The following is a 20,447-nucleotide window of genomic DNA, read 5'->3' as shown; positions in this document are numbered from 1 at the left end:
ACGAACTGGTTCGCCCAAGGAGAGGGGGTGCAGACGCGTCATGCAGGCAAAAACCGCCCGGCAGACGTTACTGCCGGGCGGGGAAAGGCTGTGCTAGCTGTGCGAGCGCCACTGCTTGCCGGAAAGGGTGGCAAGGCAGTCAATAAGCGCCTGGGTGCCCAGGTCGCCCTGTCCTCTGGCCTGCATGCTGCGGTACAGCTGTTCAGCCAGACCTATGCCGGGCAGCACAATCTGCATGCGGCGGCATTCGTCAAGGCAGAGGCCGAGGTCTTTAATAAAGTGATTGATGAAAAAACCAGGGGCAAAATCACTTTTGAGGATGCGGCGCCCCAAGGTATTCATGGCGTTACTGCCACCAGATCCAGGTATCACCAGTTCCATCCACTTGGCTACGTCAAGGCCCGCTTCCTGCGCGAAAAAGCAGGATTCGCACACGCTGAACATGACGCCGGCAATGGCCACCTGATTGGCAAGCTTGGCCTTCTGACCAAATCCGGCCGCACCGCAGTGCAGAATGTTCTTGCCCATGGCGTTGAAGCAGGGTTCAAGCTTTTCATACCCCTCTTTGTCGCCGCCCACAAAGATGGAGAGGGTTGCGTTGCGGGCGCCGATATCGCCGCCCGTCACGGGAGCGTCAAGTGAAACGCAGCCCTGTTGCAGGGCCACCACGGCGATGCGTTCTGCAAGAACGGGGCTGGACGTGCTCATGTCGCACACAAGGCCGCCAGAGGCCAGACCCTGCAAGACGCCGTTTTCGCCAAGAATAACGCTTTCCACATCGCGGGGGTAGCCCACAATGGTAAAGACAACATCGGATTTGGCCGCTACTTCACGCGGGGTATCAGCCCATTGCGCCCCCTTGGCAAGCAGCGGTTCAGCCTTGGCGCGTGTGCGGTTGTATACGGTCAGGGGGTAACCTGCGGCCTGCAGATGCCCCGCCATGGACAAACCCATAACGCCAGTGCCAATCCACCCAATGCGCATTTTATCAGCCATAAAAACTCCTTTGGCTACTGAAAGCGACGTTCCAAAATTTCCTTCTGCATGGCCTCACGCGACAGCACCTTGTTTTTGCGTAACAAGTCCACATGCTTTCGGTACAACTCAAGGTTGCGCCGCATGTTTTCGTTGAAGGGGTCACTGCCGCTGAAGTCTTTGCTCAGAGAGTCATAGGCAGCCGACAGTGTTTCCGGCGTCAACTGCGCGCCGTCCTCCACCTTGCTGCGGTAAAAGGTCAAAGACTTGTCCAGGCTGGTATCCAGCATGACAAGCCCTCTGTGGGCAGTATCCATTATCTGGCGCAGTTTTTCAAGCTCGGCCCCCTTGGTCGTCTTGCTGTCCCGCTGCATGCCCTCAAGCTGGGATTGCAGGGATTTGCGCCTGCTGGAGTAATTGCGGATAGTTTCAGTCATGTACACGCCGGTGCGCAAGAGCGATTGCGCCTCAAGCTGCTTTTGCCGCTCGAGCATGATATTGTTTTCTTTAATGGTATTGCGCAGTTCCTGAAGATTTTTTTTCACGGCCTCATTGGGGGCGGACACAAGCAGGCGGTCGAGTTCTTCAAGCGGATTGCGCGCGGCCTGCGTGTCATAGCCAGCAGCGGTCATTGACTCGCCAGCCTTGCTCCATTCTGCCTGCAATTCCTGCGGGCGGCTGCCGCCAGGTGTATTAATGCCGGAAATGACAGGGCGAAAACCCATATCACGCGCGTGCGCGGGACCATCGGCCATAAAGAACGGGGTTTCTTCACGGCGTCCTGGCAAGATTTCGGCCTCGCCGGAAAGGAAGGAGCCGCCCTTGCGCACAAAACCGCCAGCGGAGCCGTGCAGGCGGCCAGCCAGCGAAAAGCGAAAGGCGTCCAGCACCATTTCTGCGGCATTGCCAGCGGTGTCGTAAATTCCGAGAGGATTGGGCTTGCGTGACCCGATGTTGGCGGTGTCTTCAACGCGAGCAGACCCTTCGGGCCGGTACACGGCATAGTCCTCTTTATTGGCCCCTGCGGGCAAGGCAAAAAAGTCTTCCTGCAGAAGCTGCTGGCTGCCTGCCATATGGCCGCCGCGCGCGGCATACTCCCATTCTGTTTCCGTGGGCAGGCGCACAAAACCCACGTTGCGGTTGTCGCCTGAAAAGTGCGGCAACGACTGGGGCGAGTTCTGCAAAAGCCAGGCCGTGTATTTTTGCGTAAAGTCCACGGCCGCGTACCAGCTTATGTCGGTAACGGGTTTTGCGGCTTCGGCCGAGGGAGGCTGCGTTGCCGGACAGGCATTGTCCATGACGGCCTGCCATTGCAGGTTGGAAACCTCGTATTTGGCGACAAAATAAAAATAGTTTTGCCCCTTGGGGGCCAGTTTGCGCCAGTCCGGCGGCAGATCTTCAAGGGAAAACGCCCCTGAGAGGGCCGTGTTGTACCGGCGGTCATAATAAGCCCGATCGGCATTGGCGCTGTCGTCAATGCCCGGCCGCATGGGCATGTCCCACAGCAGGCCTTTGGCGGGCACCGCCACCAGCTTGAACGCCATGGTCAAGTTGCAGGGCATGGGCAGTATGATGTCGTCATCTGCGGGTTTGGGATTGGTGGCGTCCGCCAGGCTGAGTTCGCCTTTGCGGGCCAGTGCCGCAGTGGCCGGAGACGGCAATGCCATAAGGCAAAACAGGCTGCAAAGCAGCGCCAGCCTGAACAGGGAAAGACTTGCCTGACGGCAGTACCTAAACTTCACGGATAACCTCCGAAGGTTCTATGCGCGCGGCCCGCAAGGCAGGCCCAAGGGCTGCCGCCAGAGCAAGTCCTGCCACGGCGGCGAATGCCAGCAGAAAATGTTGCGGCAGCAGGCGGCAGACCTGTTCCATACCACTGAGGCTGGAACTGAAAAGCTGGTTTATGGCCAAGGCTGCCAGGGTGTACAGACCCGATGCCAGAGCAGTGCCCAACAGGGCGGTAAGCAGGGATTGCGTCAGGGGCAGCAACATGAGCTCACCAGTGGTGAAGCCTGCCAGGTTCAGCAGGCCGAGCGTGCGTTCCTTGCGTTTGACGCTGGCCAGGGTGCTGCTTGTGGTGGAGGCCAGAAATCCGGCTGCCGTGGCGGCGCAAATGAGGGCAAAAACAAGATTCAGGGCGCGGGCCAGGCTGTTGATCTGCTCAATCTCTTCCGCATGGGTGTACACATCAAGCTTTTGCTGCGCAAATCCCTGACGCAGGCGCATGACGGCATCAAGATCCCTGGCGTACAGCCTGAAACCGGGGTACAAACGGGCCTCCTGCGGGCGGGCTTCGCCTGTCCATCCATTGTTTGTGCCAAGCTCGGGCACAGCGCGGCCATCGCGGTAGTCTTCCGTGGCTTCCAGCAGAGGCAGCGGAATGAAGGCCACATCCTTCTGCTGCGCCGCAAGGGGCAGCACGGACACAACGCGCAAGGAAACGCGCACGCTCTGCATCTGCCCGGCATAGCGGCGCTCCACACGGCCTGTGATGGTGTCGCCCATGGCTGCATGAAGCTTTTCCGCAGCCGAGGCTGACAGGGACACGCCAATGGGCTCTTTGTCGGGGTGTTCGGGCATGACAGGCTCGGTCGCCCCATAACGCTGGAGAAGCGGATCGCCCGGACCTGTCGGTTCCAGTGAAGCCACAAGGGTTGTGCGGTCTGTGCCCTGGCCTGCCACAAGATCCATGGTGGCGGCAATGGAGCGCGTGCGCGGCAGCACAAAGGCCACGTCAGGATGCGCGGCAAGCTCGTCAAGATATTTCATTGAAAAACGGCCGCTGACCACAGGGGAGATTTCCAGGGTGCGTGGTTCGCTGCGCAGCCTGTCCGTAAGGGTTTGCATCACTCCGAATTTGACGCCGTAGAGAACCAGCAGGGGGGTGAGCACGGCGGCCAGACCCAGGATCGCGCAGGCCGAGAGCAGCTTTTCATAGGCGTAATCCCGCCAGGAGAGGCGCAGCATCTGCCTCAATGTCCTCGTGCGGCGCACAGGAGCGGCTGGGGTGCTCATGCCCGTTCTCCTTGCAGTTCGAAGCCGGGAGCAGCGGGGCTGTCATCCATCCTGTGATCGATGCGGGATATGGCGTCCGCCCCGCCCTGGTCGAGCGTCACCCGGATGGGGCTGAAGCCCGCTTCCACAGCCATTTCAAGACTGTGCGTCACCATAAGCACGGTAATATTCATCTTTTGGGCCAGATTTGCGAAAATCCGCAGGGCATTGCGCGCGTGCACTGGATCAAGGGCCGCCGTGGGTTCGTCCGCAAGCACCATTTCGGGCGCATGCGCCAGGGCGGCGGCAATGGCGACCCGCTGGCGCTCACCCACGGAAAGGGTGGCGGGGTATTGCTCAAGCAGGCGTCCTATGCCGAGACCGTCCACGATGCCCTGAATCTGCTGGCTGCGTTCTGTCACGCAACCCAGACTGCTGCAACGCAGCATGATGTTGTCACGGGCAGTCAGAAAGGGCAGCAGGCCGCCTGTCTGCTGTACATAGCCAAGATGGCGCTGCCGCAGGCGGGCCAGGGAGTTCAGGTCTTTTTTACGCCACTTTACCAGTATGTCGTTGGCAGCATTGGGGGTGGGGCTGAATAGAAAACGGCGTTCCCGGCGTGAAGGCGCTTCCTCAGGTTCCGTACTGTCCTGCCGCGCCATAGTGTCCGCCAGTTTCACAGTGTCCTGCCGCGTCGCGCCTTCAGTCGCTCCCGCATCGGGGCGCAGTATGCCAGCCAGCAGATCCAGCGCGGTGCTCTTGCCGCAGCCGCTTGGCCCCACTAGGGCCTGCAGGCTGCCACGGACAACATCAAGGCCGTCTATATGCAGGCGAAAGCCATCCGCGCCGGGACGGCTTTTACCCACATTGCGTAATGAAAAAACCAGGTCATTCATGCCGATCCTTTTAGGGCATTTTAACTTTGAAAAAGTGTAAATGCTCTAAGGCTGCACGAAAGTGCAGCGCGCCACAACGTGGCGTGGATTCAGCCGAAAATTACATTTTTCGGCTGAATGAAAACTTTGAAATGTGTTGCATTTCAAAGTTAATCTGCTCTAGGGCAGCATGCTCAGGGGCACACGGTATACCCAGTCGCCGGGGTTGGACTGCCCGAAGCTTTCCCAGTTGGCCCTGTCGCGGTCATATTCTTCATACCGGGCAAGGCGGGACTTGAGGCGATTGATGAAGGCCGTTTGCTCCCCCACGCTCATGCGGTACCAGTCTTCTTCACGCAGAAGCATGATGTCGCTTTTGTAGGGCAGACCGTCAAGAAACTCGGCCAGAACGCCCAGTTCCGCAAGGTTCTTGCCCTGCGTGGGCATGTTGGGATCGCGCGCCATGCGGGTTGATGCGGAAAGCACCCCCTGGAAGAAGTCGCGGGAATCCGTTTTCTTGGTGCGCTCGCCGCTGTCGATGATGGCCTTTATCTGGGCGCTGAGGTCGTTGAGCTGGTTTTTGGTCAACAGTACGGCAACCTCAACACTGGGGCTTTGCTCGCTTTTGGCAAGCCGCTTGAGGTCCATATCTGCGATCCAGGAACTGACGACGCTGGGGGCCTGATTTTCATGCGCCCTGCCAAGATATTCCAGTTGCATGGCGTATCCGAGCGTTGCGGCAAGACGCGCGGCCTCTTCTTCGGCAGTGAGTTTTTGCGGTTTTTCGTCCTTGGGTTTGGTCATGATCTTGCCCGCAGCAGTATTTTTGACCATGTCAACCATGCCTGTGGCCAGAACCTTGGCGACTTCCGCAAACTGTTTGGCCCCAGCGGCGGCCGTGGGTGCGGCCACAACCTGATAGTTGGAGCGGTTGCCCGAAAGCTTGCTCAGAGCGCGATAGCTCTGTTCGGCATAGGCATGGTTTTTTGCCCCGCCAGGGCTTTTAATATGCAGTACCGTTATCCAGATGCCTTTTTGCCGCGCAAAGTCATTGAGTTCGTTGGGCCCCATGCTCACGGAAGCATATTTGTCTGTGCTTTTGAGGGGGCCCGCGTCGGTGATGAGCAGAATGAGGCGTGAGGAATAGCCGCTCCAGTTGAGCGACTCCACAGCCTTATAGACGCCCGCCAGAGAGTCTTCGTTGAAGTCGTGGCTTGAAACCGTGGCTTCCTGAACCTTACCCAGTTTTTCTTCAAGGTTTTTACGGTCTTTTGCCGTGGCAAAGTCACTCACCACTTCAGATACATACCCCAGGCCGGGCGTGGCCGTTGTGCTGTTGCGAAACGCCACCACAGCAAAGCCCACGTTGTCTTCCAGCTTGTCCTGCTCGATCTTGTCATATATCTGCCTGACAACATTAAGGCTTTGATCGATATAGGGCTTCATTGAAATGGTGGTGTCAATGACAAGGGCAATGCCTGTTTTTGGCGGACCGCCCTTGCCGTCCTGACCGTTGCCAAGACTGCCGGGGTCAATGGAGGCCACCCGCAGAAATTTCACGCCGTCAAAGGGATCCTTCATGTCGAGAATGGGCATGAGATAAAAGCGTTTTTCCGACACGGCCCCGGCTGCGTCAGCGGGTTCGCTTGCCAGCACGGGAAAATCGGCGGGGGGCGTCTTGCCGCCTTGCAACAGTGTGGAGGCCTCGGCGCCGAGCTTGTCCAGACGGGCGTCCATATCAGGAGCCGCGCAGATATCATTCAAGGCTTTTTCCGTGTTAAAAAACAGCACAGGCTCGCGGCCTGTTCGCGGCGTGAAGAGCAGGGTGAGGGACTGGTTCCACTCTGTGGCTTTCGCTGCCTCAAGCCAGCCCTCGGCAGAAGCCGTGCCCGTGCCCACCTGAATCCAGCCGTTGGTGCGAGCGTACACGTAAAACACGGTAAACGGCGTCACGCTTTCTTTCACCACGGCAGCGTCCGTACCGGGGGTCGCCAGAAGGCGCGCTCCAGGGTGGCTGACTACCCGCTGAAAAAGCGTTTTTTTGCCTTCAAGCAGCAGGGGCGCAGCCTGAGCGGCGGACGTGCTGCAGACCACGCCCGTTCCCACTGCAAACAGCACGGTCAGCGCGCAGGCAAGCAGGATGAACGGGGCACGCAGGGTATATGGAGTCAGGGCAGGGCGCATGATATATCCTCACAATCACTTGGACGTTATTTCCACGTTTGCAGCAAGGCGCGCGCTTCGGCGTTGCCCTTGGCCTCTTCAGCCTTGGCGTATTCCTTGAGCTTGTCCAGGGAACTTTGCGCCTGCGCCTTGTCCTGCCCCTTTTGCAGGGCTTCGTCATACCAGCGTTTTGCCTGGGTCATATCCAACGGGATGCTGCCTCTGGGCAGCGTTGCCGTGGGATCATAGTACTGCCCCACAAGGAACATGGCTTCGGCATTGCCTTTTTGCGCCGCGTCTTCCAGAAGCAGGAAGGCGGCGTCACATTCTTCGGGGCTGGCGTCCATCTTGCGCATGGGCTTGGCCATGGCCAGACTGACATCGGGCAGAGCCTCGCCACGCAGTTGCTCGCGGGCGCTGGCCAGTGGCGATTTTTCCGCCGCGCCGCCGTTGGCTCCCTGAGGCGCTGGCGTGGCGGGTGCGGCGGAAGAACTCTGCGGCTCCGGCGCTGCGGGCAAGGGCGGGGTTTCAGGTGTGCGCAGCATAAACCACCAGAGGGCGAATCCCGCGCAGAGCAGAAGAACAATGGCCGCAATGAGCGCCATGCGCTTTCCTGAACCACCGTCCGAGGGCACTGAGTTTTCCGCCATTTGCAGAGGCGGTTCGGTCTGTGCGGGGATGGGTTCCGGGTCTGGCGCGGGGGCTTCTTCGGGGGGCGTCACCGGCATGGGGTCAGGCTCGGGGTCGGGGCGGGTTGCCGGCGCTTCAGGCGCGCGGTAGCCGCCAGCCATGCCCTGGCCGCCACTGATATGGGAATACATGATCTTGCCCACGCTCATGGCACAGGCCCCGTAGCCGGGCAGGGTGATGCGGTAGGCGTCCAGACTGTCCAGTTCATCGACGACTTCAGGGCCCACATTAAGACGAAGGCTGCCATCAACGGCGCTCCAGTCCTGGGGGGTGACAGCGCTTTCACTTTCCTGCCAGCCGCCGGACGAGAGGCATTTTCCATCCGAAGCCCGTTGCAGCACAAACACGGGCGAAGACATCTCGCCCACACCTTCAAATTCAATAATGCCGTAGCCGGGGCCACGTACGGGGTCCACTGCGATGCTGGCGCGCATAGTTATCCCTTGAAAGCCTGCAAAATATCACGCAGGCGGTTGTTTTGTTCAGGGTCAAGAGTCTGTTGGCCGTCAAAATCCACATTGGCCATGATGCTGTAGGCCAGGGCGCGCAGCCAGTCCGTATACCAGAAACGATCGTACGGGGCTTCCTGTTCGGCTATGTGCGGCTCGCCGGAGATAACCGGCGGGGGATCAAACAGGCTGACGCTTTTGCCGCCAAAAAGAATGGTGCGCTGGCTCTGGTTTTTGAAGCGGGGGTCAAAACCCAGCCAGTCCACAAAGGCGTTAATGGCGTCGGCGGCAAGGCTGACCTGCTTCCAGATCAGGCGTTCACGGGCGATATTGCTGTAGGACATGCTGCGCCGCAGGCTGTCCTCAAGATTTTCGCGCAAGCGGCACCGTGAAGCGGCCAGTATGATTTCATGGCACAGCTGGTCAAGTTCCAGTGCCGGCAAGCCAAGCTGGGCGCGTGCTTCGCCAGAAACGCCAAGATCACGCAGATGGCCTATCCAGTGCTCCATGACGAGCGACGCGAACACGCCAGCCATATCTCTGGCCTGTGCTTCGTCATTTTCCTGTGCCGGGGGAGCGCTCTCCGTGCTTTCGCCGAAGATGTCACCCAGAATGTCGTCAGCCGAAACGCGGGTTCCCACCACTTGCAGACTTGCTGCGGTCTGGCCCTGTTCCGGTATTTGGCGGGCATTGAGGCACAGTTCGTAAAGATCGTAGTCACGCACCTGCAAGCGGCGCAGAAACTCGCCAAAAAGCTGTTTTTCGGCCAATTTGGCCAGAAGCGTCACAAAGCTGCGCGAAAGCTGCTCCTTCTGGCGGCGTAACTCCTCACGATCGTCCGTGCGGTAAAATGGGGAAAGGCGCGTAACGATCTGCTCTTTTCTTTCGTCAAGGCTTACGCGGATCTGCTGGCGTTTCAGTTCCGGATTGCAAAGGGGGCGCAGACAGTCGCGCAACAGGCTGACGCCGCCGTCATTGAGCGTCATGGCCGCCTGCCACACCTTGTCGGGCGAGGCCACGTGTCGCTGTACCAGGGGGGACTGCAAGAAAGACTGGCGAACCTCTTCCACAAAAGCCAGTTGATCCTGACGCACCCCTGTTTCACGCCCGCCGTCGTAATCAAAAATGGCTTCGCAGGTGAAGTTGGGGTTACGCAGCAAAAAGACGTTGTTGAAGGGGTGGATGCCGTCCCAGTTATCAACCCAGTCGTGCACCTGGCCGAAAAACTTGACCAGTGAAGATTCAAGACGGGTGGTCCAGCGTGTTTCCACAGAGGGCGAGCCCTTCTTTTTTTCAAACTCCATATCCATCTTTGTCAGCACAAAGAACAGGGCAGGAGCTTTGCCCGCGCGGCTTGAGGGTTTTTCGCCGTGCGTGGAGCAAATCCACTCATAAACGGCGTGGGGCAGGTCATGAACTTCCTGCGGGCCGGGCGCAATGCAAAGAAGCATGCTGGTCAGTTCTTTTTCTTCGCGGTAGCGCTCGAAAAGATAGGCCACCTTGCCGCGCAGAAAAAGCTCCTTGAGCATTTCTTCCTTGCTGTCCAGCGCCGCGCGCAGATCAGTGAACTTGTAGCGCGAGCGGTAGCCGGGGAAGTCCAGCAGGTCTGTGTGGTCAAAAAAGTCATCGGGCTTTTCACGCATGAAGATGGTGATTTCTGCCGTCAGGGCCGTGATCACGGCTCTTGGCAAATTGACCTTGACGCCGCCGGGAGCAAGAATCGGCAGGGAGTCGTCCGTCGGGTGTTTCAGGCCTTGCAGGCGTTCCACGTCAATGATGCTGCGCTCACGCGGAATGAGGGCATCAAGTGGGCAGTTCACTTCGGCGGCCCTGCCAAGGCTGTGCAGCGCGCCGCACAATTGCAGATAGACTGACTGAAACTCGTCAACTTCGTCCCACACAAGGCCGAACAGACGGGCGCGCCCTTCGAGGCCCAGGCGTGGCGCCAGAGCCGCAGCCCGTGCCCAGTAGCCGTTCTGAAGCATCTGCACGCGCGGCCGGGAACTGAAGTTCTTGTTCACGTAGTCGCGCAGGTCTTCAACATCGTCAACGTCCAGGCTGCCTTCAACGGGCGCGGCGGGAGCGCTTGCTTCCAGCTGGTCAAGGGTTTTTACCAGAGCCTCGGCACTGGGGGCGTCCTGATGGTCGCAGTCGGCGTAGTAGGTATTGGCCAGCACGCGGGCCACGTCCGTTTCAGACAGCAGGCGCAGGCGAATGGGAAACTCCGGCGTGAGGCCTTCTGGCTGTGTTGTGGTAAAGCGCGTCACAAGCCCAGTGGATTCCTTGCCGCCTTCAGGATTGATTTTTTTGAGAAAATCCTGACTTTCACCGCAAAAGTCGGCCAGCAAAACCCCGTTGGCGTCGCTTGCCAGAGCGGAGATAAGGTAGGATTTTCCCGACTGGCTGGGCCCGAAGACGCCCGCGCACATCTTGCGTTCCGCAGCCTGGCTGCATTTGCTGAAAAAACGGCCCGCGTGGCGCATATCCTTGAGCAGGGATGCTTTTTCGCCGCCCACCATGTCGGCATTATCCTGAAGCCAGGTTCCGGCCTTGCGGGCGGTATCCGCCAGCTGGCGACATTGCCGGGCGAGGTCCATATCTTGCTGCATAACCATATATTGCCTCACTTAACCGGCATCAGTCACAATGCCTGTGTCCAGCCAGTAGCCTTCATCCAGTTTCAGCGTCTGCAGGCGGATCTCGAGATCACGCCTGTCAACGCCACGGCCTTGATTATCCACAATGGAAATGATGCTGAATTCGCCCTCGCTGCGGTCTTTTTCATCATCCGTTCGAGGGGCATCATCCCACACATCATCAACGGTGAGGCGAACTTCCACTTCATAGGGCAGACGGCCAGAAGCTCTGGCGCGCGCGTCCTCATTGGCAAAGGCCAGCAGATGATAGCGGGTGGTGGGCCAGCGTTCGGCATCCAGCTGCCTGTACCCGATGGACAAGGGGCCGCTGAAGGCAACTTTGCGTGTCTGCTCGGTGCCCTCATTGCTGTCCACATCAACGGTAAACCAGACCTTGGGTTTTTTGAGCTGGCTGTTGATGTCCATCTCGCCGATGTAGCGGGCCGTTGAGGTAAGATGCAACGCCCCGGTGTCAAAGGAGAAGCCCTCAAGATGTCCGTCTGCCAGGGCGCAAAGAATGGCCCCCACAACCACCGTGGTCTTGGGGTCGGTGATGCGGCCCTGCGCGTCGGCAAAGGGATACCACGATCCGGCGTGGTAACTGCGCATGGGGATTATCCTGTCCGGGGGAACGGGCAGTTTGGCCAGGACGGACGCAACCACGCCGTTCCAGGCGCTTGGCCGCCCCGTGAGCAGCAAAACGTCGCAGTCGTACATGTGCACAACCTCGCACAGGGCAGACAGCGTGGGCCCCAGGGTGGAACGTATGGTCACGTCCACGGCAGCCGGGCTGACCGTAATGGGGACATTCAGAATGTTAAAGTCCTGGATGAGGGGGGCTCCCCTGCGCACCATATTTTCCACCGCTTTCAGAATGGCTGGCTGCGGACGGGGGGCAAGGGTCGCGGGTTCAAAACCCGGGCCAGCCCCGTTGCCGCCCGCACCAGGAGCGTCACTGGCAGATTCCAGAGGGTCGGGTTCAAAAAAATCCCGTATGGCGCAGGTGTAGCTGGCATGGCGGATGTCGGGATTTTCGCAGGCGGCCAGCAGGCCCAGGGCCACAGGCACGGCAATCTGCCGTACCAGGCGGACGCGCGTGTTGCGGTCTTCCTGCGACATGCCGATGGAGTCTCGCCCGAAAAGTTGCCCAAGCAGGGCGCGGGGCTCGGCCAGCCCCTGTTGCACAAGGGCCTGCCCTATGGCGGGGATTACATGGTTGGCCACCACTTCGCGCAGAACTTCGTCCCCAGCGATGTTAAAGCCATCCCTGAATTCCGTATGCGGCACGATGCGCGCCGTGTCACCTTCGCCGCTTGCCAGTTCATAGGTGGTTATGGACAGATCCGTCGTGCCGCCGCCTATGTCAATGGAGGCCATGCGGACGCAGGGATGCCCCTGGCATGAGGCGCGGGGTCTGCCCAAAAGGCGAAAAAGATGGTGGGCGTCACCGTGCTGTTTGACGGCCAGTTCATTATAGAGCAGCACAAGCTGCGAGCAGCTGGCTTCATCCCAGTCACAGCGCACTTGCGGGCTCTGGCGGTAGTCGCCGCTCTGCCCGCGCGCCAGCGCCTTGGGCGTGTACCATTGCCCCCAGCCCAAAGCTGTCCAGACGACGCGCACAGCCCATACAACCCAACGGCGGAATATCCGTTTTTCCGCCACAGGCATGGCCGTGGGCACGGTAAAAATGAGCCTGCGCAAGCGGCGGGGCAGGTTGGGCAGTTCACGGCGCGCCCTGGTTGCGGGGGAGTTTATGGTCACAAGGGCCTGAGTGAGAATTTCGCCCAGCATGAAGAGCATGAGCGACGAGCGCGTGAACAGGGATTCAAAAATGGGTTCAGCCTGCTGTTTTTGCAGGGCAGGACTTTTTTTGAACAGCGGATCGTCAAAGCAGGCCAGCGGCGTGCCCAAGGGATTGAGCTGCCGTGGAAAAAGCCCGCGACTGACCATGGGTTCAGCCTTGCCGCCGGTATTGTAGCGCCAGCTTTGCTGCCAGGGGCGCTCGTCCCACAGGTAGCGCTTGGGGCTGGACATGCCCGTGGTGCCCTCGGCGCAGACGGCCTGGGTCGCCAGACGCGCGGCCTCGGGGCCGATGCGCACGGCGGACGGCCATGCAAAAGCCGGGGCCTGCCTGCCGGAACGTCGAGAAAGAGCATCGTTGCCAAAGGCAGCATCCACAAATTCCACCCTTGTTTCAAAGGGTTCGGAATAAATGTTTTCCGGATTACTCAGGTCGCGCAATTCCAGAAGATAGCTGTCGTTGAGGTTGGTCACACGCTGCGGCAGGGTTTCCACAAGTATGCCCGTGGTGCGTGAATTGCCGATGTCGAGCACAAGGTCCACATCCACGGGCGTATCGCGGTCAGGGTTGATGACCTGCGCCGCAAGATCGTTGAGGGCCATGCGGACCACATCCAGCCAGGTGAGATAGTTGGCGAGATGTTCGAGCACATAGGGAGTGTCGTCCTTCCAGGAACCCCGGCCCCGGTGCTGCGACTGCCGCCAGAGGTCGAAGATGCCACAGAGCCATTCGTCAACCCAGGCTTCATTGAGAAACCATGAATTGTCACGAACAAGATGGGCCAGCATAAAATGCCCGTGGGCGGCCACGTCCTGAGGCGACAGGGCGTGATAGCGATCCCCTTCGGCCGGACGTCGCTCCACGTTGGTGTCAAAGGCCAGAACGACGCGCAACTGATCCGGGTGCCGTTCGGACTGCATGACGCGCGCACGTGCCCAGTTGGACGGCCCGCATTCAAAGCGCTTGCCGCCGTCAGGCCATGCCTGGTCAAGGGTACGCAGAAAGGGAATGGGCAACCAGTGGCCGTCCCATGCGGTCACGGCGCGGCGGGCTTCAACGCTGTAGTCCTCATCGCAGGGCTGGCCCGTCAGCTGGTCGATAAATCCGTTTTCCGTCTCGGCCAGGCAGCGCAGATAGTGGGTATAGCGCCCGTCGGGATCGCCCTGATTCTTTTTTTCTTCCCGAAAATACCGCCGCAGCCGACGGATGGACTCCTCACGCAGGGAAAAGTCCAGAAACTGCGGGCAGCCCCCGGGAATGATGCTTACAGGGGAAAGGTAGCTCGGTATGCCATTCATTGCTTATTTCCTTCTGAAGCGGGCGTCCCACTTGTTGTTGCCCGCGCCTTGCTCTCTGCCTTTGCACTGCGTGGTGTTTTCGCTGCCGGTGCATTCCACCTTCTGGGGAACATAGACGCCGCCGCGAGGACATTTGGCCTGTCCGGATTCAAAATTCAGCCTGTTGCCCTGGAAGCGGGCCGAGGCGGGGCCGCTGCACACCTGACCGTTGCGCTCTCGCACAAAACGGCGGCCGCTGCCCTTTTTGTCAAAGCAGTACTCCGCAATGATGGGCTCATTGGAAGGATGGGAATACAGACCCGTCTCGCTGGTCCAGCAGCCTTCAAGGAAGCTCAGATCGTTCTTTTTGGCCGCGTCCTCGGGAATGGTCAAATCTTCATTCTTTTTCTTGGGCTTTTCCGGCTCCTTGGGCGGCTCAACTGGCTTGGGCTCGGGCTTGGGCTCCGGCTTTTGCTGTTTGGGCTGTTCCTTGGGCTTTTCGGGCTGCGGCGGAGCCACCGGGGTCTCACCAAGGAAAGGCTCCACCATTTCCGGTTCCGGCGCAGGTTCCACCGGTTCGGGCTTCTTTTCCTCCACCGGGGGAATCACAGGTTTCACGGGCTTGCACAGCGCGGCCCGATCCTGAAGCTGATTCCACAAAAGGGCCAGTTCGTCATCCAGAGAGGCGGCACGCTGCTCTTCAGCAGCGAGTTTCTGGCGGTCCACCGGCATGCAGCCCGCAGGCAGGGGAGAAGGCAGAAAACCGAGCGCCGCGCCCAGAAGCCAGAGCAAAAGTAAAAGCAGCAATAGCGGCAGCAGCCAGGGCAGGCAGCCGCCCCTCGCAGGGGCAGCGACCGGAATGACCGGGGCCGCAGGTGGCGGAGGCGGAAGCGCAGCGCCAAGTCGCGTCAGGTCCTGGGGCTGGGCTCCGGGGCTGCCAGGGGCAAAACCCCAGTTGATCAGCACAGGCTGGCCGTTCACAGACCAGACGTCTTCATCCGAGGGATGCTGCAATGCCTGTTGCAGCAACTGCCCAGAAAGGGCCTGTCGGGCCTGGACATCGGCGGTAAGATTCTGCGCCAGGGCGGCGATGTCCCGGGCAAGGGCCGCAGCCTTGAGGCGAAGGGCATTGGCTTCGGTATCCGTAAGGTCTTTGAGGGGGGTCGCCTGCCCCTGTCCCTCGGCGTACCAGTCTACCGTATTGCCGTCGGCATCGTGCTGTGGCTCGGCCAGCAGGGCCGCGTGTTCCGGTCCCAGTTTTTGCAGCAAAATGGCCTTGAGCTGGGCGTGGCAGTCAGTGGCCAGGATTCCCTGGCTGGCAAGCGCCCGCATGGGCCCGCGCTGGCTTACGGCTATGCGTATGCTCATGGCTTGCCTCCTTGCGCGCCCTTGACCCCGTCAGACGAAGTTTGCGCCTGATCGGACTTTTGCGCGGGCTTTGCCCCATCGGTTTGGACGGCCGGTTGTGATGCCCCCTGATCCGGGCCAGACGGCGCAGCCATGGTGACGGGCACTCCGGCTGCCTTCAAAAATTCTGCCAGACTGGCGCTTACAATGGCCAGGCTGGACTGCCTGTAGGACTCGTCGTCCAGCTTGATGAAGGTATTGATGCCCACAACCTCGCCCTTGTCATTTACAAGCGGGCCGCCGCTGTTGCCCTGGGAAACCGTCGCCGTATGGACGATAAGGGCTGGCTTGCGTTCAAGAATGACGCTGACCACGCCGTCGGTGTATACCACTTCGGGGGCCGCCGCAGCGTTGCCTTTGAGCAGGGCCGAAAACTGGGGATCGTCGTTGGTCACTGCGCCCGGAAAACCCCATGCGCTGACTCTTTCCGTACGCCAGACGTCAGTGGACAGCGTCAGAGGCGTGATGGCAGGCCCGCCCTCAACCTCCAGCAGGGCAAAATCACGGCCATTGCTTTGCACGGCTCTCAGGACGCGGGCAGAAAGGGGAGCGCCTGTGGCCTTGTTGACCACAACCGCTTTTTGCGCAGACCCGACCACATGCGCATTGGTCACCACATGCCCCGGAGACACAAAAAAGCCGGAACCCATTGACAGTCCTTCTTCACGCAAGGCCAGCACAAGAACAGTTGCCTGCTCCATAAGGGCGGCAAAGCCCTGCGGCGTCTTGGCAGGCTGCGAAGCCTGCGGGCTTGCGGGGGTGGGGCGTGCGGCCGGTTCGGAGGCTTCAGGCAGAACGCCGCCAGATCTTGCCGCGTCATTGGCCAGAGGAGGCCAAGCGATGCCTGGCGGTGGCGAGACAAGGGGCAGCTTGCGCTGCACTTCGCAGGGTTCTTCTTTAAGAAGCTGACGCAAGCGCGCGAGAAAATCTTCACGGGCCTGGTTCTGCTTTTGCAACGCGGCGGTTTCGGACGCTATTTGTCCTTTAAGGTTCTCCGCCGTCTGCCATTCTTTCCAGAAAAGCCAGGCGGCCAGAAGCAGGAGGGCCAAAAAGAACAACAGTCCCCAAAACAGGGGACGGCGATACCAGGGCACTACGGAGGCTGGCAGCGTTCCGTTGTGCTTTTCCTGCTCCGGGGCAGCGGGACTGGGCGTTTGACTCATGGTGACTCCGCGGCGCACAGCCGCAAAAAATGTTCGCGCGCCCTGCCCGAAAAAGGGCAGGGCAACGCGAACGGGCGACTAACCAAGCAGGTTGTTGACGGTTTGTTCGTAGCTGTTCATGCGGGCGTCCACATCGGTACGCGTATTTTCAAGATCGTTGCGTGAGGACTTCCATTCTGACGCCTGCGGGCTCAAAGTGGCCTGTTTGGCAACGGGTTTGGACTTTTTTGAGCCAGACGCGGGTGAAGAGGCAACCGGCTGTTCCTTGGCGGATTCGCCAGCCAGCACGCGCTCGTATTCACTGTCTTTTTGCGCCATGGCAGCCGACGTGTCCTTGAGAATGAAAGCCGTTTCTTCAAGGCCGCTGCGGATTTCATTATAACGGTCCTGAAGGTCAAAGCGGGTGAGCTGGCCAGCCTTGTACTGATCGACCGCCAGCTTGAACTGCTGGTCGTAGCACTTGGTAGCCACCTTGGCGGCGGCTGTGGCGCGATTCATGCTGGCAGCATCGGCTCCCATCTGGCGGTTGTATTGCGCCAGATAGTCAGCGTCACGCTGTCTTTCCTGCGACTTGCCGTAGATGTTGCCGCCAACAGCGCCTGCGGCGCCACCGGCCACTGCGCCAGCCAGCGCCCCCTGCACCTTGCCTGTGGCGAGCCCGCCGATAAGCGCGCCTAGCAGCGCGCCGCCAGCAGCGCCAGCCGCCGTGCTTTTGCCGGTGCTGTTTTCGTCCTGGCGCAACTGGGCTACAGGTTCATAGCACTGGGGGTAGTAATTTACCTTGGTTTTCTGCTCGCCGTAGCGGCTGGTGCAGCCTGAAAAAAGCAGGCTGCCCACAAGAAGTATGGTGAGAGGAAGATATGCGCGCCGCTGCATGCCACGGCCTCCTGATTAAAGTTGAGGAAAGTCATCACTTCTTTAATGATACTGCAAATTCATGCAAAACAGCAAGTCCCGGTGGGGCATGAGGCTGCGGGGCCGAGTGCATAACCACACAAACCTGCGGCCCGTGATGTCAACACTGCAGGGGTATTAGAAGATTTAATCTTTATCAAAGGTAAAATGCTCTGGAGCCGTTAACACGTAAAATCCGGCGCGTAACACCGCAGGTAAACACGCAAACGCCTCCATGACGAACGCCTTTCACACAACTGCCAGCGTGGTCTCAGGAGGGGAATTGCGCTGGCGTGGTGGCGGACTGGCAGACGGCATATTTGACAAGGACCAGGCAGTGGTTAAACATCTCGGTCAGCGTGTTTGGGCAATGTTGTTCCACGGTTCGTGAACATTGCCCACAGGCACATTTGCACAGGCGCACTGCCGCCATTTTTTCACCATGCTACCTTGTGAGTCATCATGGCTTTTTCAGCTTCCCGCGATGCCAAAACTACCATTGCCTGCCCCAACTGCGCTGATAAACTTCATATCACGCGCACTTGCCATGAAGTATTCATGCGCTGCCCGTCCTGCAAGGCGGAATTCCCCTTGCAGAAATATATCAAGCAGGCTGACGACGCCATGGAAAGCTTTTTGGAAAACGTGTACTGCAACAGAATCTGAAATCAGCTTTATTCTGGATGCAGGCTGGCAGTTTGCGGGCCGACTCCGGCCACTGCTCTGCCAGCGGCCATACCGCTGGCCCAGGCCCAATGCAGGTTGTACCCCCCCAGCAGACCGGCCACATCAAGGATTTCTCCCGTAATATACAGATTGGGGCAGCACCGGCTGGCCATGGTCTGCGGGTCTACTTCGCTGACGGCTATGCCGCCAAGGCATGCCTCAGCTTTTTTCAGTCCGGCCACGCCTGCGGGCAGGATCCTGTACCTGTGAACAGCCTCTTGCAGTGAAGCGCGGACAGCGCGCGACAGTTCTGCCGCCTTACGTCGTGCGCTTTCCTGCGGCAACAGGGCGTCAACCAGTCGTTGCGGCAGCAGCCGGGCCAGTAAAGCCCGTGGGGTTTGTCTGCCAGACTCGTGATTGTCCAGAAGCGCCTTGAATTGTTGATCAGGGAGAAAGTCGATGCACACCTCCATTCCTTCTTCCCAGTACAGGGATGCCTTGAGTGCGGCTGGCCCGCTCAATCCCTCATGGGTGAAAAGAAGGTGGTCCTGCCACTGCCGTTCCTCCACGCAAATGCACACCGGCAGGCTGATGCCCGTCAGGGCCGTCAAAGGGTGGCTTTGCGGCAGAATCAGCGGGCTTAAGGCCGGGCGCGGCGGCACCAGGCTGTGTCCGAGGCTCTGGGCCAGCCTGTACCCCTGACCGCTGCCGCCAACTTGCGGCCACGCCGGGCTGCCCATGGCAAGGACGATATTTTTTACCTGCCAGACACCCGAAGCTGTTTGCACTTCAAACATGCCGTCAACAATGGTGACGGATTCCACAGGATTTTTGCATTCCACGCGGCATCCGCGCTGACGACAATCTTCCAGCAGGGCATTGACCAGCTTCTGCGCTGGAACCGTCAAGAAAAGTTGCCCGTGTTCCCGCTCTTCAAAAGGCAAATGCCATTGGCGCACAAGGCGCACCATGTGTGCCGGGGTAAAAGACCGCAGGGCAGGGGCGCAAAAATTGCTGTCCGGCGCGCCGCAGCAGCGATAGCTCGCCATGTCAACCCGACGGTTGGTAAAATTGGCCTTGCCGCCCCCGCTGACGGCCAGTTTGCGGCCAGGGGCCGCACCTCGTTCGAGCACGACCACCTTGAGGCCTCGCCCGGCAGCTTCTCTGGCGCACATGAGCCCGGAGGCTCCTGCCCCCAGGATCAGCACGTCTGTGGCGCCCTTGCCAGTGTGACGGCTGCGCCCGTCATGGGCGTGCGGATGACGCAGGGAAGTGGGAAGCGCGGACGGTGTTTCGCCACTGAAATTTGACAGCGCTTTTCGTGGAGCGTTATGTAAATGAGTTGTCTGCATGGAATAAAAATATACGAGTCCGCAAGGTCTGCCAAGGCGTCCCATGGTGCGCCTGGCAGGACGTGCCCCGGGCTGACAAGAAAAATGCTCACGGATTGAGAGGATCATGCCAGTACTTGCCACAACCTACGCCTGCCCCAGGTTTATGACCAATGCCCATGTCAACACCATGTGGCCGTCGCTTTTCCGGCTGCAGCCCCCTGTTACGCCCAAGGTGTCACGACAGCGCATTGATACGCCTGACGGCGATTTTCTGGACATTGACCTGCATCCGGCTCCGTACGCGCCAGGTGGAAGATTCGGCATGGGTCGGGGCATTGCCATTGTGTCCCACGGTCTTGAAGGCAACAGCCGCCGCAAGTACGTCCTTGGCATGGCCACTGCGCTGCGGGCCCTGGATTTTGACGTGCTGGCCTGGAACATGCGCTCCTGCTCCGGCGAGCCCAATCGCACGTCACGTCTGTACCATATGGGCGAAACCGAAGACCTTTCCACGGTCGTGCGCTTTGCCGAGGCCTTCAACCGCCCCTTGCTGCTGGCGGGCTTCAGCATGGGGGGCAACCAGATATGCCGCTACCTTGGCGGCAATACGGCTTCGCCGCAGGTCAAGGCGGCTGTAGTCATCTCGGTGCCGTGCGATCTCGCTGCTGCCGCACCGGTTATGGATGGCCCTGCCTGCCGCATCTATATGTGGTATTTTTTACGGACACTACGCGAAAAAGTACGCTACAAGGCCACCCGTTTTCCTGAATATCCGTCTGTGGAGGGTCTGGAGTCCATCCGCACGTTTGCCGAGTTTGACAGGCGTTTTACCGCCCCGACATTCGGATTTTCCTCAGCGGAGGACTATTGGGAAAAAAACACGGTACTGCCCGACCTACCGCGCATTACCGTTCCCACCTATCTTTTGCTGTCGGCGGACGACCCTTTCTGCGCGCCTTCCTGCTACCCGTGGGACACGGCGCACTCAAGCCGACATTTGTTTCTTGAAGTTTCAGCCCATGGCGGGCACGTGGGTTTTGTCCAGGCTGGCGGCATGTACCACAGCGAACGGCGCGCGCAGGATTTTGTGCGTGGTCTCATGGAGCAGGGCATTTTCAACTGA

At 59.7% G+C, this 20,447-nt stretch carries 14 protein-coding genes; 2 read left to right on the top strand and 12 right to left on the bottom strand.

Features of this window, described 5'->3' with window-relative positions; all coding sequences use genetic code 11:
• Positions 1–93: 93 nt before the first annotated feature.
• From DESU86_RS00520 to DESU86_RS00470, 11 genes are all read right to left on the bottom strand, one after another.
• Positions 94–996, bottom strand: a complete 903-nt coding sequence (locus tag DESU86_RS00520; protein ID WP_179979263.1) for an NAD(P)-dependent oxidoreductase — start codon at positions 994–996, stop codon at positions 94–96.
• 14 nt (positions 997–1,010) lie between these two features.
• Positions 1,011–2,717 (bottom strand): formylglycine-generating enzyme family protein, encoded by a 1,707-nt coding sequence (locus DESU86_RS00515; RefSeq protein WP_232088205.1) that lies wholly within the window; start codon positions 2,715–2,717, stop codon positions 1,011–1,013.
• Complete coding sequence (locus DESU86_RS00510; RefSeq protein WP_197957523.1) at positions 2,707–3,990, bottom strand: FtsX-like permease family protein; 1,284 nt, start codon at positions 3,988–3,990, stop codon at positions 2,707–2,709. Before DESU86_RS00510 ends, DESU86_RS00515 begins: the two co-directional genes overlap by 11 nt.
• Positions 3,987–4,865 (bottom strand): ATP-binding cassette domain-containing protein, encoded by an 879-nt coding sequence (locus tag DESU86_RS00505; protein WP_179979262.1) that lies wholly within the window; start codon positions 4,863–4,865, stop codon positions 3,987–3,989. Before DESU86_RS00505 ends, DESU86_RS00510 begins: the two co-directional genes overlap by 4 nt.
• 159 nt (positions 4,866–5,024) lie before the next feature.
• A complete protein-coding gene (locus DESU86_RS00500) occupies positions 5,025–7,028 on the bottom strand; it encodes a vWA domain-containing protein (protein WP_232088204.1) in 2,004 nt (667 codons plus the stop codon).
• A 26-nt stretch (positions 7,029–7,054) separates the two neighbouring features.
• The gene (locus tag DESU86_RS00495; RefSeq protein WP_179979261.1) at positions 7,055–8,131 is read right to left on the bottom strand and encodes a sel1 repeat family protein; all 1,077 of its coding nucleotides are present in this window, start codon (positions 8,129–8,131) and stop codon (positions 7,055–7,057) included.
• Between the two features lie 2 nt (positions 8,132–8,133).
• On the bottom strand, positions 8,134–10,761 hold the full coding sequence (locus tag DESU86_RS00490; RefSeq protein ID WP_179979260.1) for a putative virulence factor: 2,628 nt from the start codon (positions 10,759–10,761) through the stop codon (positions 8,134–8,136).
• A 12-nt stretch (positions 10,762–10,773) separates the two neighbouring features.
• The gene (locus DESU86_RS00485) at positions 10,774–13,881 is read right to left on the bottom strand and encodes a virulence factor SrfB (protein WP_179979259.1); all 3,108 of its coding nucleotides are present in this window, start codon (positions 13,879–13,881) and stop codon (positions 10,774–10,776) included.
• Positions 13,882–13,884: 3 nt separating this feature from the next.
• Positions 13,885–15,228, bottom strand: a complete 1,344-nt coding sequence (locus tag DESU86_RS00480) for an SrfA family protein (RefSeq protein ID WP_179979258.1) — start codon at positions 15,226–15,228, stop codon at positions 13,885–13,887.
• Positions 15,225–16,430, bottom strand: coding sequence for a S1 family peptidase (locus tag DESU86_RS00475; protein WP_179979257.1), 1,206 nt, complete (start codon positions 16,428–16,430; stop codon positions 15,225–15,227). The genes DESU86_RS00480 and DESU86_RS00475 overlap by 4 nt, the downstream gene beginning before the upstream one ends.
• Positions 16,431–16,508: 78 nt before the next feature.
• On the bottom strand, positions 16,509–17,306 hold the full coding sequence (locus tag DESU86_RS00470; protein WP_179979256.1) for a glycine zipper domain-containing protein: 798 nt from the start codon (positions 17,304–17,306) through the stop codon (positions 16,509–16,511).
• Positions 17,307–17,786: 480 nt separating this feature from the next.
• Here DESU86_RS00470 and DESU86_RS00465 point away from each other — a divergent pair, with 480 nt between their 5' ends.
• The gene (locus DESU86_RS00465; protein WP_179979255.1) at positions 17,787–17,990 is read left to right on the top strand and encodes a dual CXXC motif small (seleno)protein; all 204 of its coding nucleotides are present in this window, start codon (positions 17,787–17,789) and stop codon (positions 17,988–17,990) included.
• Positions 17,991–17,998: 8 nt separating this feature from the next.
• Here DESU86_RS00465 and DESU86_RS00460 read toward each other — a convergent pair whose 3' ends face one another.
• A complete protein-coding gene (locus DESU86_RS00460) occupies positions 17,999–19,342 on the bottom strand; it encodes an NAD(P)/FAD-dependent oxidoreductase (RefSeq protein WP_179979254.1) in 1,344 nt (447 codons plus the stop codon).
• A gap of 106 nt (positions 19,343–19,448) precedes the next feature.
• Between DESU86_RS00460 and DESU86_RS00455 the strand changes: the two genes are divergently transcribed.
• A complete protein-coding gene (locus DESU86_RS00455; protein ID WP_179979253.1) occupies positions 19,449–20,447 on the top strand; it encodes a YheT family hydrolase in 999 nt (332 codons plus the stop codon).

It is taken from the genome of Desulfovibrio sp. 86, assembly GCF_902702915.1.
In the GTDB taxonomy this organism is placed as follows: Bacteria; Desulfobacterota; Desulfovibrionia; order Desulfovibrionales; family Desulfovibrionaceae; genus Desulfovibrio.
This window is presented reverse-complemented; position numbering and strand designations above follow the sequence as displayed.

Bases quoted from the DNA above. Each gene is read 5' to 3' on its own strand.
- DESU86_RS00520 (WP_179979263.1), bottom strand. From the start codon at position 996: ATGGCTGATAAAATGCGCATTGGGTGGATTGGCACTGGCGTTATGGGT.
- DESU86_RS00510 (WP_197957523.1), bottom strand. From the start codon at position 3,990: ATGAGCACCCCAGCCGCTCCTGTGCGCCGCACGAGGACATTGAGGCAG.
- DESU86_RS00505 (WP_179979262.1), bottom strand. From the start codon at position 4,865: ATGAATGACCTGGTTTTTTCATTACGCAATGTGGGTAAAAGCCGTCCC.
- DESU86_RS00500 (WP_232088204.1), bottom strand. From the start codon at position 7,028: ATGCGCCCTGCCCTGACTCCATATACCCTGCGTGCCCCGTTCATCCTG.
- DESU86_RS00495 (WP_179979261.1), bottom strand. From the start codon at position 8,131: ATGCGCGCCAGCATCGCAGTGGACCCCGTACGTGGCCCCGGCTACGGC.
- DESU86_RS00490 (WP_179979260.1), bottom strand. From the start codon at position 10,761: ATGGTTATGCAGCAAGATATGGACCTCGCCCGGCAATGTCGCCAGCTG.
- DESU86_RS00485 (WP_179979259.1), bottom strand. From the start codon at position 13,881: ATGAATGGCATACCGAGCTACCTTTCCCCTGTAAGCATCATTCCCGGG.
- DESU86_RS00480 (WP_179979258.1), bottom strand. From the start codon at position 15,228: ATGAGCATACGCATAGCCGTAAGCCAGCGCGGGCCCATGCGGGCGCTT.
- DESU86_RS00475 (WP_179979257.1), bottom strand. From the start codon at position 16,430: ATGAGTCAAACGCCCAGTCCCGCTGCCCCGGAGCAGGAAAAGCACAAC.
- DESU86_RS00470 (WP_179979256.1), bottom strand. From the start codon at position 17,306: ATGCAGCGGCGCGCATATCTTCCTCTCACCATACTTCTTGTGGGCAGC.
- DESU86_RS00465 (WP_179979255.1), top strand. From the start codon at position 17,787: ATGGCTTTTTCAGCTTCCCGCGATGCCAAAACTACCATTGCCTGCCCC.
- DESU86_RS00460 (WP_179979254.1), bottom strand. From the start codon at position 19,342: ATGCAGACAACTCATTTACATAACGCTCCACGAAAAGCGCTGTCAAAT.
- DESU86_RS00455 (WP_179979253.1), top strand. From the start codon at position 19,449: ATGCCAGTACTTGCCACAACCTACGCCTGCCCCAGGTTTATGACCAAT.